17 protein-coding genes and 1 other annotated feature are annotated in these 15,198 nt (G+C 43.6%); all 17 genes read right to left on the reverse strand.

The features are described 5' to 3' along the window. Nucleotides 1–181 precede the first annotated feature (181 nt). The 17 genes from rplL to E4T82_RS03370 all read right to left on the reverse strand — a co-directional run bounded on the left by rplL (nucleotide 182) and on the right by E4T82_RS03370 (nucleotide 15,183). Complete coding sequence (gene rplL / locus E4T82_RS03290; RefSeq protein WP_061564003.1) at nucleotides 182–550, reverse strand: 50S ribosomal protein L7/L12; 369 nt, start codon at nucleotides 548–550, stop codon at nucleotides 182–184. A gap of 74 nt (nucleotides 551–624) precedes the next feature. Next, the gene (gene rplJ, locus E4T82_RS03295) at nucleotides 625–1,125 is read right to left on the reverse strand and encodes a 50S ribosomal protein L10 (RefSeq protein WP_135181455.1); all 501 of its coding nucleotides are present in this window, start codon (nucleotides 1,123–1,125) and stop codon (nucleotides 625–627) included. 37 nt (nucleotides 1,126–1,162) lie between these two features. After that, nucleotides 1,163–1,290, reverse strand: a sequence feature (ribosomal protein L10 leader region). A gap of 91 nt (nucleotides 1,291–1,381) precedes the next feature. Continuing rightward, nucleotides 1,382–1,969 carry a ribosome biogenesis GTP-binding protein YihA/YsxC gene (gene yihA / locus E4T82_RS03300; RefSeq protein WP_135181456.1) on the reverse strand — a complete coding sequence of 196 codons (588 nt, stop codon included), beginning with the start codon at nucleotides 1,967–1,969 and terminating at the stop codon, nucleotides 1,382–1,384. A 9-nt stretch (nucleotides 1,970–1,978) separates the two neighbouring features. Continuing rightward, nucleotides 1,979–3,208: an ATP-dependent Clp protease ATP-binding subunit ClpX gene (gene clpX, locus E4T82_RS03305; RefSeq protein ID WP_135181457.1), complete on the reverse strand. Its 1,230-nt coding sequence runs from the start codon at nucleotides 3,206–3,208 to the stop codon at nucleotides 1,979–1,981. Between the two features lie 22 nt (nucleotides 3,209–3,230). Further along, nucleotides 3,231–3,401 (reverse strand): hypothetical protein, encoded by a 171-nt coding sequence (locus tag E4T82_RS03310; protein ID WP_089503441.1) that lies wholly within the window; start codon nucleotides 3,399–3,401, stop codon nucleotides 3,231–3,233. Nucleotides 3,402–3,403: 2 nt separating this feature from the next. Then, entirely contained in the window at nucleotides 3,404–3,916 is a 513-nt protein-coding gene (locus tag E4T82_RS03315; protein WP_135181458.1) for a dihydrofolate reductase, read from the reverse strand. A gap of 117 nt (nucleotides 3,917–4,033) precedes the next feature. Continuing rightward, nucleotides 4,034–4,873, reverse strand: a complete 840-nt coding sequence (locus E4T82_RS03320) for a thymidylate synthase (RefSeq protein ID WP_135181459.1) — start codon at nucleotides 4,871–4,873, stop codon at nucleotides 4,034–4,036. Nucleotides 4,874–4,978: 105 nt separating this feature from the next. Then, nucleotides 4,979–5,938 carry an ROK family glucokinase gene (locus E4T82_RS03325; RefSeq protein WP_135181460.1) on the reverse strand — a complete coding sequence of 320 codons (960 nt, stop codon included), beginning with the start codon at nucleotides 5,936–5,938 and terminating at the stop codon, nucleotides 4,979–4,981. Between the two features lie 65 nt (nucleotides 5,939–6,003). Continuing rightward, the gene (locus E4T82_RS03330; protein ID WP_135181461.1) at nucleotides 6,004–6,339 is read right to left on the reverse strand and encodes a hypothetical protein; all 336 of its coding nucleotides are present in this window, start codon (nucleotides 6,337–6,339) and stop codon (nucleotides 6,004–6,006) included. Between the two features lie 21 nt (nucleotides 6,340–6,360). Beyond that, nucleotides 6,361–8,232 (reverse strand): ABC-F family ATP-binding cassette domain-containing protein, encoded by a 1,872-nt coding sequence (locus E4T82_RS03335; RefSeq protein ID WP_135181462.1) that lies wholly within the window; start codon nucleotides 8,230–8,232, stop codon nucleotides 6,361–6,363. After that, nucleotides 8,225–9,436 (reverse strand): CCA tRNA nucleotidyltransferase, encoded by a 1,212-nt coding sequence (locus E4T82_RS03340; protein WP_135181463.1) that lies wholly within the window; start codon nucleotides 9,434–9,436, stop codon nucleotides 8,225–8,227. The genes E4T82_RS03335 and E4T82_RS03340 overlap by 8 nt, the downstream gene beginning before the upstream one ends. Further along, nucleotides 9,433–10,200 (reverse strand): 4-hydroxy-tetrahydrodipicolinate reductase, encoded by a 768-nt coding sequence (gene dapB / locus E4T82_RS03345; RefSeq protein ID WP_135181464.1) that lies wholly within the window; start codon nucleotides 10,198–10,200, stop codon nucleotides 9,433–9,435. The genes E4T82_RS03340 and dapB overlap by 4 nt, the downstream gene beginning before the upstream one ends. 9 nt (nucleotides 10,201–10,209) lie before the next feature. Next, a complete protein-coding gene (locus E4T82_RS03350; protein WP_135181465.1) occupies nucleotides 10,210–11,058 on the reverse strand; it encodes a DegV family protein in 849 nt (282 codons plus the stop codon). A 1-nt stretch (nucleotide 11,059) separates the two neighbouring features. Further along, a complete protein-coding gene (locus E4T82_RS03355; RefSeq protein WP_135181466.1) occupies nucleotides 11,060–11,434 on the reverse strand; it encodes a DUF1149 family protein in 375 nt (124 codons plus the stop codon). A gap of 100 nt (nucleotides 11,435–11,534) precedes the next feature. Further along, nucleotides 11,535–13,493 carry a PTS fructose transporter subunit IIABC gene (locus tag E4T82_RS03360; protein WP_135181467.1) on the reverse strand — a complete coding sequence of 653 codons (1,959 nt, stop codon included), beginning with the start codon at nucleotides 13,491–13,493 and terminating at the stop codon, nucleotides 11,535–11,537. Beyond that, nucleotides 13,490–14,401 (reverse strand): 1-phosphofructokinase, encoded by a 912-nt coding sequence (gene pfkB, locus E4T82_RS03365; protein ID WP_135181468.1) that lies wholly within the window; start codon nucleotides 14,399–14,401, stop codon nucleotides 13,490–13,492. The genes E4T82_RS03360 and pfkB overlap by 4 nt, the downstream gene beginning before the upstream one ends. Further along, nucleotides 14,398–15,183, reverse strand: a complete 786-nt coding sequence (locus E4T82_RS03370) for a DeoR/GlpR family DNA-binding transcription regulator (RefSeq protein WP_135181469.1) — start codon at nucleotides 15,181–15,183, stop codon at nucleotides 14,398–14,400. The genes pfkB and E4T82_RS03370 overlap by 4 nt, the downstream gene beginning before the upstream one ends. Nucleotides 15,184–15,198 lie beyond the last annotated feature (15 nt).

Below are 15,198 nucleotides of genomic sequence, written 5' to 3' on the forward strand. Positions count from 1 at the left end.
AAAAAAGGGGTAGATAATTTAATGTCTACCCCCGAAAATTTATTAAAACAAAAATCCTGCCAAAGAATTTTTGGCAGGATTTTTGGCAGGAAACCAAATCAATTTATCAGTTTCTATCAATCGCTTATCGCTCTCAAAGACTGGTAAATAGGGATTCCGCAATCTAATTATGATGTGACTCTTATTTAAGAGTAACTGAAGCTCCAGCTTCTTCCAATTTCGCTTTGATTTCTTCAGCTTCTGCAGTTGCAACGCCTTCTTTAACGACTGCAGGTGCACCGTCAACAAGTTCTTTCGCTTCTTTAAGACCAAGACCTGTGATTTCACGTACAACTTTGATAACGCCAACTTTTTTGTCGCCAGCAGATGTCAATTCAACATCGAATGAATCTTTAGCAGCACCAGCGTCAGCAGCACCAGCTGCAGCAACCGCTACAGGAGCAGCCGCAGTTACACCAAATTCTTCTTCGATCGCTTTTACAAGATCGTTAAGCTCAAGGATTGAAGCTTCTTTAATTTCAGCAATAATGTTTTCAATGTTCAATGCCATTGTAATTTCCTCCAAATAATTTTGTTTTTTAATAAATAATAGATGGTTGTAGCACTAGGCTACTTGTTGTTGCCTTAAGCAGCTTCTTCTTTGCTTTCTGCAACAGCTTTGACTGCGTATGCAACGTTGCGAACTGGCGCTTGAAGTACAGATAAGAGCATAGAAAGCATGCCTTCTCTGTTTGGCAATGCCGCAAGAGCTTGAATTTCTTCTTTTGAAGAAACTTTACCTTCAATTGCACCACCCTTGATTTCAAGTGCTTCAGCAGTTTTAGCAAAGTCGTTCATGATTTTTGCTGGTGCAATAACATCTTCGTTTGAAAATGCAATCGCAGATGGACCGACAAAAATGGATGCCAGTTCTTCCAAACCAGCTTTTTCAGCTGCACGACGCAAGATTGAGTTTTTAATCACTTTGTACTCAACCTCGCTTCCACGAAGATTACGACGAAGAACAGTATCTTGCTCAACAGTCAAACCGCGTGCGTCCACCACTACGATAGATGCAGCAGCTTTCATCTTCTCAGCAACTTGATCAACCAATTCTGCTTTTTTAGCAATAATAGCTTCACTCATTAGTGTTTTACCTCCGTTATTATTTTGGGTTCGAGCTTGTTTCAATAAAAAAACGCGCCAAACCTAGACACGAAAGTACAAATACGTTTCTATCCGTTTTGTGCCTCGGTAGGATGTTTATGAGTTGAACTCCCCTACTGTCTTAGGTCAGTTTTTCCAAACCTCATCTATACTATCATACTTTCTGTTGATTTGCAAGAGTTTTTACTCAAAAATAATAAAAAATTTAGCAAATGTAGTATTTCGCTACATTTTGCTAAATTTCACTCAAAATACTGTCCCAAGCCTGATCAAATCCATATTTGGTCTCCGATGAAAAGACGATAAATTGGTCGTTCGCATCAAAATCGAGTTTTTTCTTAATCATGGATTCATGCTTGTTCCACTTGCCTCGTGGAATCTTGTCTGCCTTTGTCGCCACAACGATAACGGGAATCTCATAGTATTTCAAGAACTCGTACATTTGAACATCATCAGCAGACGGTTCATGGCGCATATCGACCAAACTCACAACCACCCGAAGATTGTCACGGCTGGTTAGGTATTCTTCAATCATCTTGCCCCATTTGGCCCGCTCCGTCTTTGAGACCTTGGCATAGCCATACCCAGGCACATCGACAAAGCGAATCTTATCGTCAATATTATAGAAATTTAATTGCTGGGTCTTACCGGGCTTGCTAGAAGTCCGCGCAAGGTTTTTCCGTCCAAGTAGAGTGTTGATAAAAGAAGATTTTCCAACATTGGAGCGTCCAGCCAGAGCAATTTCTGGCATATCATCTTGAGGATACTGAGCCTTTGAAACTGCACTTAAAAGGATTGCTGCATTGTTTGTATTGATTTCCATCTGCTCTCCTTATGCCGTCTCTAAGATTGGTTGTGCCTTACCACCTACTGCTTCTTTGGTAATCCGCACGCGCTTCACTTCGTCTTGGCTCGGTACTTCAAACATGACATCGAGCATGGTTTCTTCAATGATGGAGCGCAATCCGCGTGCCCCTGTCTTACGTTCAATTGCCCGTTTGGCGATTTCTTCAAGCGCTTCCTGATCAAAATCCAATTCTACGCCGTCATAAGAAAGCAGGGTTTGATACTGCTTGACAAGGGCATTTTTCGGTTCTGTCAAAATGCGAATCAAATCTTCTGTTGTCAACTGGTCAAGGGCTGCAAAGACAGGCAGGCGACCGATTAACTCAGGAATAATGCCAAATTTTTGGATATCGTCTGCAATGATGTGCTGCATATAAGATTCTTTCTCATCAATGGAACGGTTATTGTGACCAAAACCGATGATTTTTTCTCCCATCCGCTGTTTGACAATTTCTTCAATCCCGTCAAAGGCTCCTCCTACGATAAAGAGGATATTTTTCGTATCGAGTTGAATCATTTCCTGTTGCGGATGCTTGCGACCTCCCTGTGGTGGTACACTAGCTACCGTTCCCTCAATGATTTTCAGTAGAGCCTGCTGCACCCCTTCTCCCGAAACATCACGCGTAATGGAGACATTTTCGCCTTTTTTTGCGATTTTATCAATTTCATCGACGTAGATGATGCCGCGCTCTGCACGGTCAATATTAAAATCAGCTGCCTGGAGTAGTTTTAGGAGGATATTTTCAACATCTTCTCCCACATAACCTGCTTCCGTCAAAGCTGTCGCGTCCGCAATGGCAAAGGGAACATTTAAACTCTTGGCCAAGGTCTGAGCCAGAAAGGTCTTACCAGAACCAGTCGGGCCAATCATGAGGATGTTTGATTTTTGTAAATCCACATCATTTTCTTCGCGGCTATCTTGGAAATTAATCCGTTTGTAATGGTTGTAAACCGCTACTGCCAAGGCACGTTTGGCACGGTCTTGTCCGATGACATAGTGGTTTAAAATCGTAAGCAACTCTTGCGGTTTTGGTGTGTCAGCCAGGTCTGTCAAGACTTCTTCTGCTAATTCTTCACGAATAATCTCTTGGGCTAACTCCACACATTCATTGCAGATAAAGACATTATTTCCTGCGATGATTTTCTTTACTTCTTCTTGATTTTTTCCACAAAATGAGCAATGAATAAGCTCTACTTGGTGATGATGTTTTGGCATTCTTTTTCTATCCTATCCCTATCTAAAATAATACGCCATAAAAGGCATGAATACTGTTCACTAAATTGGTCACTGCATTTAAGAGAAAGAGGGTGGCTAGCCCGTACCGCTTTTTTTGGAAAGCCTGAATGGAGCAAAGCACACAGATACCGCATAAAATCGCAGTAAATAAACCAAATAAACTTTTCTGCATGATTAGTTCTCTTTTCTTTCAAATATTCTCACGGTGAAGTCAACTGGATTTTCTGCATCTCGCTCGTATCGTGTCACGCCGACTTCCTCAAATACAGACCAATCAAAGGTCGTTGGAAAATAAGTGTCTCCTTCAAAGCTAGCATGAATATCCGTCTTTACAAGCTCATCTGTATAGGCTTCAAAAGCTGTGAATATCTGTCCTCCGCCAATCACGTAAAGATTTTTATCCTGCTTCTCATACCAGTCCAACACCTCTTCAACACTATGCATCACGAGGACACGTTCATGCTCCACTTGGTAATCCGTATCGTGCGTCAGGATAATCGAGATACGATTGGGAAGCACACGCTTGCCCATACCGTCAAAGGTGACCCGTCCCATAACCATTGCGTGACCGGTCGTTGTCTGCTTGAAATGCTCTAAATCAGCTTTCAATGACCAAGGGAGACTTCCTTCTTTACCAATCAAACCTTGTTCATCCTGTGCCCAAATGGCTGAAATCTTCTTTGTCATTGTCTCTTCCTTTTTTTAGTTTAACTTGACTATATTCTATCAAAATTCGACAAAAAATGCAGAGACTAGGCATGGCCTAGCACCCTGATTTACTATTCTATTGTTGGTATTCACCCATTAAATCGCTAAATCAAACTTCAGTTGTGGTTTCACTGGATTATAATCGACCAGCTCAAAATCTTCTGGCTTGATGTCATAGAAATTAGTCCCGTATGGTACATTCAAAATCAAACGTGGCCGGCAATCACTCGGAGTGCGGTTGAGTAATTCGTTTGCCTGTTCAAATTGGTTGTCATAGATGTGCAGGTTGTTAATAAAATAGAAGAATTTCCCAACCTTCCAACCGAAGTGTTTGGCAATCATCATCTGAAGAGCCACGTACTGCATGGCATTGATATGGTGAGCAACCAGCATATCATTACTGCGCTGGGTAAGGGTCGCATCCAGATACATCTCACCGTCCACGCGTCTGACATCAAACATGGTCTGAAAGGCACAAGGCAATAGCCCCTCTGTCTCCTCAAAAGCCTCATAATCCCAGAGAGAAATGATATTGCGACGGTTCCAAGGATTGTCTGCCAGCTGTTTGAGAATCTTATCCATAATCTGATGCTTCTTGACAACAGCCCCGTAGCGCTCACCGATAGTGCCTGTTTCTCCCACTTCCCAGTCATTCCAGTAGGTCACGCCATACTTGTCATTTAGAACAGAAAGACTATTGGTCTGGTCTTGGTAAATCCAGCAGACTTCCTTAATAGCTGACTTGATGGGAATCGGACGCAGGGTGGTAATGGGAAACTCTCCCTTTGATAAGTCATACTCAGCAAAAGAGCCTGTAATGTACTTGGAATTGGCGACATTGCCATCCTTATAACGAGGGCGAGCATTTTCTGAAAAGACACCTTCGTTCATGATTTTTTGGATATTTTCTTTAAAAATGATATCTGCTTTTGTCATGAATCTAGTATATCACTTCTCTAGTATTTTGTCCTTTTTCTAATGTCTCGGTGGATAGAAAAAGAAGCAGGGACAAATCCCAACCTCCTGTTCGTTTTTTAATCCCTATTTCAAGACAAGCGATGCGGCACCAAGAACACCTGCATCATTTCCTAAATTTGCTAGGGCAAGTTTGGTCGTTTGAGCAATCTGAGGGAAGGAATTTTGAAGGTAGACTTCGTTCACCCCTTCTAGCAAGAAGTCACCTGCTGCTGAAACACCACCACCAAGGACGATGTAGGCTGGATTCAAGACTGCTGCGATATTGGCACACGCTGTCCCCAAGTAACGGCAGAAATTGCGGTAGACGATAAGAGCAAGGTCATCTCCTTCTTTAGCAAGGTCAAAGACATCTTTTGCAGTCACCTCTTGACCATCGTCAATGCGTTTTTTCAATTCTGCATCGCCTGCGTAAGTATCTGCATAACGGCGAGTTAGGTTCACGATACCAGTTGCTGAGGCAACAGTTTCCAAACATCCTTTTTTACCACAGGTACAGGCAATTGGGGCTTCAAAATCAACGGTGATGTGACCAAGTTCACCTCCAGCACCACCAAATCCGTGAATGAGGTTGCCGTCTGCGATGACACCGCCACCGACACCTGTTCCAAGGGTCATAAAGACAACGTCAGGATTATTGCTTCCTGCACCAACCCACTGCTCACCTAGAGCAGCTACGTTGGCATCATTATCGATGAAAAATGGTAAGCCAATTGCTGTTTCAATCTGTTCTTTAATTGGCTGTAAGGTTTTCCAGTTGAGGTTGTAAGCTCCGATAACCGTTCCTGCATTGCTATCGACTACACCTGGGGAACCCATACCGATCCCTAGGAAATCATCTTTTGTCAACTGGTGTGTTTCAAAATGATACTTAATACTGTCGATGATATCTGGCACGATATGGCTACCTTCGTCTAAAATATTGGTCTTAATCGACCATTTTTCTTGAATGTCGCCTTGAACTGTCAAAATCGCAAATTTCACAGAGGTGCCACCAAGGTCAATACCAATAATTTTCTTTGCCATAAGATACTCCTTATAAAATAATTCTTCGCCTCATTATATCACATTGCAAAGGTTTGCACTACATTTTACCGAAAAATATATAGTAAAATCAAAAATTGTAAGTGAAGTAGGAAACGACCTGCGCTAAACAAGAAGGTGTAGACAAACTGAGCCCCTTCTCTCGTCCCATTATAAAGAAAGAGGCTGGAAATCAGGGTAAATCCTAGAGCAAAGCCTACCATTTGCAAGGGATCGTAGCCTTGACAGTAGGAAATCAGAATCACAAGCAAAAGCAAACAAGCTCCTAGAGTCAGAAAAAGGCAGAGGCGGTTCATCCGCTTGGTCTTGAAATAGCTGTATGTGGCAGCTAGTAAAGTCACAATCAGATAAATCCCCATATAGGCTATCATGATGATTTTCATATCAACTTCTCTCCTGTCACACTAGCCTTCACTCAATTCGCTGAGGTACTCATAGCGTTCGTATTTTTCAAGCAGAACTTCATTTTGCGCCTCTAATTCCTTTTGCAAGTCTGATAGCCGTGTAAAATCACTACCACAGGTCTGCATGGCAGCTTCGATTTCTGCTATGCTTTCTTCTAAAGTTGCAATATCCTCTTCAATGGTCGCCCATTCCTGCTTTTCAAAGTAGGACATACGTTTTTGTTTGCCACATACCTTTTCCTGCTTTTCTTTGACAGGAGTCGCTGCAGTTGCTGCTACAGATGCTAGAAAGGCCTTTTCATCCAGATAATCCGTATAATTTCCAAAGAAGGTCCGAACACCCACCTCTTCAAAGGCTAAGATTTTAGTTGCGACCTTATCTAGGAAATAACGATCGTGGCTGACCGTAATGACGGGACCTGCAAAGCCTAAGAGAAAATGCTCCAATACAGTCAAGGTCTCAATGTCAAGGTCATTGGTCGGCTCATCAAGTAGTAAGACATTCGGGCGTTCTAACAAGATTTTCAAGAGATAGAGCCTTTTTTTCTCACCGCCCGACAGCTTTTGAATCAGTGTTCCGTGGGTGTTGCGTGGAAAGAGAAATTGCTCCAAAAGTTCTGCAATCGAGACCATACCTGAGGTGGTTTCGGCTTCTTCTGCCACCTCTTGAAGAAAATTGATGACCCGCTTATTTTCATCCAATCCCTGAATCTGCTGGGAGAAATAGCCGACACGGATGGTCTCTCCTACAATCAATTGACCGCCTGTAGGCTGTATTTGACCTGCAATCAGATTGAGTAGCGTAGACTTGCCTCTTCCGTTATCACCGACAATTCCAATTCGATCTTTGTTTTGAACCAGCAAATCAAAGTGGCTTAAAATCGTCTTAGCCGGATAGGCAAAATCCACCTGCTTGAACTCGATGACTTTTTTTCCGATACGGCTGGTTTCAAAATTGATTTCCAGATTGCTGTCTTCATTCTTGTAAGCCAAGTCCGATTTCAAATCATGAAAGCGATTGATCCGCGCTTGTTGCTTGGTTGCTCGTGCCTGAGGCTGTCTGCGCATCCAGTCCAATTCCTGCTTGTACAGCTGTTCTTTTTTATGGCGCAGCGCTGCATCACGCTCGTCCTGCTCTGCTTTCAAGCGGACATAATCTTGATAATTCCCTTGATACTCGGTTAGACTAGCACGGTCTAGTTCAAAAATTCGGGTTGCCACATTATCCAAAAAATAACGGTCATGGGTAATGAAAAGGACTGTCTTTTTAGCCTGTTTCAAGAAAGTCGTCAGCCACTCGATCGTCTCAATATCGAGATGATTGGTCGGCTCATCAAGAAGCAACAAATCATCATCTCCTAATAGGACTTGTGCCAACTGCACCCGGCGGCGCAGACCACCTGACAAGTCTCCCACACGTTGGTTGGTATCGTTCAAGCCAAGTTTTGACAAAACAGTCTTAATCTGATGCTCAATGTCCCAAGCATTCAGCGCATCCATTTCTGCCATGGTCTTCTCTAATCTTGCTTGGTTTTCCTCGCTATAATCTGTAACGAGGTGCTCATACTGACGAATGAGCTGGATTTCCCGTAAATCTGATGACAAAACTGTATCTAAAATCGTCTTGTCATCCTCAAACTCAGGCTCTTGGGTCAAATAGGCAATCGTATAGTCATTTTTTGTCCGAAAAGGAGAGACATCGCCATCAAAGCCCAGCTTACCAAACAAGACATCCAGTAGCGTTGTTTTCCCTGTTCCATTGACCCCGATAATTCCGATACGGTCGTAGGAATGAATGATAAAGGAGATATCTGAAAAAACGGTCTTGTCTCCCATCGACTTGGATAATTTTTCAACGATAAAATCACTCATTCTCTATCTTCTCCTTTAGAAAGGCCATGATTGGCGCAACCTCATTGGCCAAGTCTCCCTCGACAATCGCATGCTCTACCTCATTTAGTAAGCGACCAAGAAGCGGTCCCTGTTTAATCTGTAAGGTCGTCATCACATCGCCACCCTTGACCACAATCTCATGCTTATCATGAATAGTCAAAGACTCATCCATCGTATCAATTAGTTTGTAATCAACAGCCAGCTCTTGGGCCTGTCTAACCTCTTCTACCAGATAGAGCAACTCCTTCCCGTACCGATAGCAGGTCTGCTTGGTCACAGAATCTTGCTTGCGCAAGTGGTAAATCTCTACTAGCTTTATCACTGTCCGCTGAAAATCATTGCTGGTTTTCCAGTGCTTGAGGAAGGATTTGGCATCTTTAATTTCCAGATAAACGATCAACACTGCCCAAGCCTGTTCTGATGTCTGAAAGATAAAGTCTTCTGCAAAGGAGGCAAGAAAGGCTGTTAAGTGCTTCTCCTTCCCTTTCATATCAGGCAGGTAATCATAAGCTTTTGAAGCAACCAAAGCTTCCATTCCCCTGCGCCAGCCTTTTGCTAGTAAAAGTTTATCAAATTCGACGAAAATGCGTTCAACCGATATCTTCTCTAAGAGAGGCGCTGTTTCTTTCATGGCCTCAAAAGTCGCTTCTTCGATGCTAAACTCAAGGCTTGCCGCAAATCGGAAACCACGCATAATCCGCAAAGCATCTTCGTTAAAACGCTCGGTCGCAGTGCCGACTGCCCGCAAGGTCTTCTGTTCTAAATCCTGTAAGCCATCAAACTTATCAATAATTCTCGCTTCTTCATCCAAGGCAAAGGCATTGACCGTAAAATCACGGCGTTTCAGATCCTCTTCCAAAGAGCGCACAAAAGCCACCTGACTTGGACGACGGTAGTCAACATAGACATCCTCTGTCCGAAAAGTCGTGATTTCATACTCACCATGGTCTTCTAAAACCAATACTGTCCCATGCTCAATTCCCACGTCAATCGTGCGTGGAAAAATAGCCTTTGTCTCTTCTGGATAGCTCGATGAGGCAATGTCTACATCGTGAATGGGCCGTCCTAAAATCGCATCTCGCACCGAACCTCCGACAAAATACGCCTCAAAGCCCGCTTGTTTTATTTTCTCTAAAATCGGCAAAGCCTCCTGAAATTCAGAAGGCAGATTGTGTAATCTCATAATAACTGTTCCAAACCATAAACGAGTTGTTCTCGTCTGACTACTTCTTTTATTCCTAAATTCACACCGCTCATAAAGGAGCTACGATCATACGAATCATGGCGAATGGTCAAACCCTCACCCTGCGCCCCGAAAATGACTTCTTGATGCGCAACTAAGCCCGGCAAACGAACCGAGTGAATCCTCATGCCGTCAAACGCTGCACCTCGTGCGCCTGCCATAAGTTCTTCTTCATCTGCTAGACCCTGCTGCTGACGCGCTCGAACCTGTGAAATCAACTCTGCTGTCTTAATCGCTGTTCCGCTCGGCGCATCTTTTTTCTTGTCATGATGAAGCTCAATAATTTCTAGATTTGGGAAATACTTAGCTGCCTGTGCTGCAAATTGCATGAGTAAAATGGCTCCAATGGCAAAGTTTGGGGCAATCAAACCTCCAATCTTCTTCTCAGCAGACAAGGCAATCAACTCTTCGATTTCTTCTGGGGTAAAGCCCGTTGTTCCCACAACAGGTGCAAAGCCATTTTCCAAAGCGAACTTGCTATTTTCATAAGCGAAGGCTGGCGATGTAAAATCGACCCAAACATCCGCTGAAAAACCAATCAAAGCTTCTTTTGAGGTAAAAACAGGTACACCGTCAATCTCTGTTTCTGTCGCACACGGATCAACCAAGGCAGCAAGTGCCAAGTCCTTATCCTCGTTAATCATGTTGAGGGCAGTCGAGCCCATTCTCCCCTTAAAACCTGCGATAATTACTTGAATTGTCATCCACTACTCCTAGTCAATAATCGGTGAAATACCAAAGGCAATCGCCCCTTCACCCAAGTGCGTACCAATGACCGAGCCAAAAGATACAATCGGCAAATGCCATTCGATACCATTTTCTTGTAATAATTCTTTAAATTCTTCTGCTTTTTGCGGTGCATTGGCATGAATCACAGCAATCTGATAAGAGCCATTCTTGGTCTCTTCTTGCAAGATTTCTAATAAACGTTTGACTGCTTTTTTCTCGGTACGAACCTTCTCATAGACCTCAATCTTACCTTCATCTGTAAAGTACAAAATCGGCTTGATACTGAGCAAGTTCCCTAATAGCGCAGCTCCATTTGAAAGACGCCCACCCTTGACCAAATGATCCAGATCATCAACCATGATAAAGGCTTTAGTCCCTGCAATCTCTTGCTCTAGCTTATCCAAGATTTCCTCAAACGGCACACCAGCTTCACAACGTTTAAAGATTGTCTCCACCATCATACCAAGCGGCGCTGAGGTAATCTTGCTGTCCGGAAAGGCAATGGTCATCCCGTCAAATTCATCCTTGAGATACTGGATATTTTGATAAAAGCCAGAAATACCAGATGACAAGAAAAGTCCAATCACATGCGTATAGCCTTCTTTTTGTAAACGATCTAGGGTTTCTTCTAGCTCTGAGAGGCTTGGCTGACTGGTCTTTGGCAACTCTGCTTCTGCTGCCATTTTCTGGTAAAATTCTTCAACACTTAAATCTTTTCCCTCGATATAGGTCTTATTGCCAATTGTGACAGGAATCGTTAATACAAACAAATGCTCATTTTGTGCGGCATCCTGTAGCACAGCTGATGAGTCTGTAATGACTGCTAATTTCATTCTAAATCTCCAAATTCACACCCGGGGCATCCAGGGCGATTTCTGTTACTTCATAGGTTAAACGTTGCAAGATATCCAAGAGCGGATTGACTAAGAATCGTTTGTCCTCTTCACTAAATTCATCCACTTCTCGAACCAACTGTTCCAAAATATACACACCTTGGCTCATAGCTCCTGAAATCACAAAGTGATCCAAGACGATCATAAACCGCAAGATGACCACGATTGAGGTTTTATTCTCTTGGGCATTGTGTTCAACCAATTGAAAATCGACTGTTAATCGAGTCGTTGGAACGCCATTTTTTTCTTCCCATTCTAGATTACGGGCATCAAAATGATACTGATTGACTAGTGCCTTTTCACGAATTACGTTCATAGTATTCTCCTCAAAATGGTAATACGAATATTATACCATATTTTTTGTGAAACTGAGAAAAAACCTTATCGATTCAACGATAAGGTTTACTATTGTTTATCTATTTCGCCTTACGCAAAGCACCAAATAGGACACCTGATACAATTGCTCCGATAAGGACAAAGACAAGGTAAAGAAGCGGATTGCTAGTGAGCGCAATGACGAAGATTCCACCGTGTGGTGCCATTAACTTGATACCAGACAAGCCGACTAAAGCTCCTGTAAGGGCTGAACCTGCGACAAAACTTGGGATGGCACGTGCTGGGTCAGCTGCACCAAACGGAATCGCACCTTCGGTAATGAATGACAAGCCCATGACAATGTTGGTCAAGCCTGAGTTTCGTTCTTCTTTGGTGAATTTATCCTTGAACAAGAGGGTCGCAACAAAGACCGCAAGAGGAGGTACCATACCACCTGCCATAACCGCTGCCATAGCAACAGAGCCACCATTTGCAACGGTTGCTGCAAGAGTTCCTGTACCAAAAACGTAGGCTGCTTTATTAACCGGACCACCCATATCTACGGCCATCATGCCCCCAAGGACAAGCCCGAGGATAATTGCGGAGCTTCCTTCTAGTCCGCTTAGGAAATCATTCATGCCTGTATTGATAGTGGCCATTGGGATATTGACAAAGAACATCACAAATCCCGTAATCATCGCACCAAGAAGTGGCAAGAGGAGGATTGATTTGATTCCTTCGAGAGATTTTGGTAAATGTTCCAAGGCTTTTCGCAAGCCAAGAATGACGGCACCAGCCAAAAAACCACCGACAAGCGCACCTAGGAAACCAGATGATACAGCTGCTGGAATGTCACCTGTCGCTGCACCAAATGGAATTTTTCCATAGGCAAGACCATCTTTCGCAATAGCACCAGCTACGAAACCTGCAATCAGACCTGGTTTTTCAGCAATTGAGTAAGCAATGTAACCTGCAAGAAGTGGCAACATGAAACCAAAGGCCGCACTACCAATCTGCATGAACATCGATGCTAATTCATTGTAAGAACCAAGGCTAGAAAGACTGTCTTGGGGCACACCCATGACATTATCGATGAGAAAGGCAAGTGCAATCAAGATACCGCCACCGATAACGAATGGTAACATTTGTGACACACCACTCATCAAGTGCTTGTAAAAGGCTTTTCCAAGACTCAATTTCTCAGCAGCCTCTTCTACACTAGCCTCTTCTTTGGCTTGATAGGTGTTTGCTTCGCCTTTTAGGACGATGTTAAGCAATTCTTCTGTCTTTTTGATACCGTCTGCTACTGGACGAGATACGAGTGGTTTACCATTGAAACGTGCCATTTCAACCGCCTTATCTGCTGCAATGATAACACCCTTAGCACGCTTGATATCGTCTGTTGTCAATTTATTACCAATACCAGATGCACCATTGGTTTCCACCTTGATGTCTACGCCCATTTCAGCAGCTTGTTTTTTGAGAGCTTCTTCTGCCATGTAGGTATGGGCAATCCCTGTCGTACAAGCTGTCACGGCTACGATGAAGGCTTTTTCAGCTACTGTACTGGTTTGCTCTGCCACCACTTCACTTTCTGCTTTATCAGCTGCTTCAGCCTCATCAAAGACGGCAACCACATCCGCTGGAGATGAAACCTGACGGAGTTTATCTGCAAATCCTGGCTTCATCAAGTATTTAGACAATTCTGCCAGAGCAGCCAAGTGAGTATCGTTAGCCCCTTCTGGCGCTGCAATCATAAAGAACAAGTCCGTTGGCTGACCGTCCAAACTCTCGTAGTCCACACCTTTGTTTGATTTGGCAAAGAGAACGGTTGCTTCCTTAACCGCTGCATTTTTACTATGAGGCATGGCAATCCCGTCACCGAGCCCTGTTGTGGTCTGAGCCTCACGGTTCATAATACCTGTCTTAAAAGCTGCAGCATCACTGACTACGCCGTGCTCAGCAAGGCTAGTAATCATTTCATCAATGACAGCTTCTTTTGTTGTTGCTTGTAAATCCAGCAACATCGCGTCCTGTTTCAAGACATCTTGAATTTTCATAGGGTTTCTACCTCCACTTTTTCATACATTTCCCGAATAAAATCAATACTTGCTAAATCATCTGAGAAAGCTGTTGCGGTCCCGCAAGCCACTCCCCATTTCAGTGCTCCAATCGGATTGTGCGACTTGGTGTATTCGCCTGCAAAGCCCGCAACCATCGAATCCCCTGCTCCAACTGAATTTTTTACCGTTCCCTTAATCGGTTTAGCAAAATAGGTCGCATCTCCTGTCACAAGGAGTGCTCCGTCACCTGCCATGGATACGATGACATTTTTAGCTCCCTTGGCAAGAATTTCTTTGGCGTAGCGCACGATGTCCTCTCGCGAATCAAACGTTACACCGAAAATCGCTTCGAGTTCATGATTGTTAGGTTTGACCAAGAGAGGCTCGTGTGTCAAGGAATCGAGCAAGGTTTGACCCTCAAAATCGCAGATCACTTCTGCACCTGCTTTTTTCGCTTGCGGAATCAAGCGATTGTAAACTTGATTGCCCAGGCTAGCAGGGGCTGAACCCGCAAAGACTACAGTATCGTCTGCTGTCACATGTGACAAAATATCTTCTAACTCTGCCAACTGCTCGTCGGTCACGACTGGACCTAGACCGTTGATTTCCGTTTCTTGGTCCGCCTTGATTTTGACATTGATACGGGTATCTTGGTCCACTTGGACAAACTTTGTCCCAATCGCTTCTGCTACTAGACCATTTTTGATAAATTCTCCCGTAAATCCACCGACAAAGCCAGTCGCTGTACTGGCATAACCAAGCCGTTGTAAAATCCGGCTGACATTAATTCCCTTACCACCAGCAAAAGTATCGCTACTGTCCATACGATTGACCGCGGATGACTCAATATGCGTGAGACGTACAATATAGTCAATCGCAGGGTTTAAGGTGACTGTATAAATCATACTTCAATTACCCTCGTTTTTTTCTTTATAGTTGTCATTAGATTGCTATCGGTAGCGAGACAAATCAAATCTGCCTGCCTAATTTCTGCTACTTTTGTAAAAGAAATGTGACCCAGTTTGGACGGATCAACCAGTACATACACCTGACTCGCATTGTGCAACACCGTCCGCTTAATGGCTGCCTCTTCCACATCTGGCGTCGTATAGTCATTGGTATCGACCCCATTCATGCCAAGAAAGGCTTTCGTGAAATGCAACTGACGAATCTGCTCCAAGGCAACTGCCCCAATAGAAGCATCCGTTGAGCCCTTGACCTTACCACCTACGATAATGGTATAAAACCCTTTATCTACCAGCTTAACAGCATGGTGAACCGAATTGGTGACAATCGTCAAGCCCTTTGCTGATAAATAATCAATCAGTAGTTCCGTCGTCGTTCCCGCATCGAGAAAGATCACATCGCCGTCCTCTACAAAACTGGCAGCTTTTTGAGCGATCTGCCGTTTTTCTTGAACGTTTTTGACAGATTTTTGAACTATTGACTCTTCTTCCTGTAAATTTGGAAGACTTTCAGCCCCACCATGCACACGACGGAGTTTCCCTGCTAGTTCCAATTCATCCAAATCACGTCTGACCGTTGATTCAGAAGAATGGAGCAAGTCGACCAGGTCTTCTAAGCGGACAAATTGCTGTTCTTTTATCGTGTCTAAAATGACTTGTTTACGTTCTGATTTGAGAATGATTTCTACCTCCTGCAATCGTTTACAAGAATCATTATACACGTTTTTCTTCCAATG

Origin of the sequence: Streptococcus cuniculi, assembly GCF_004570575.1 — a bacterium.
Taxonomy (GTDB): Bacteria; Bacillota; Bacilli; order Lactobacillales; family Streptococcaceae; genus Streptococcus; species Streptococcus cuniculi_A.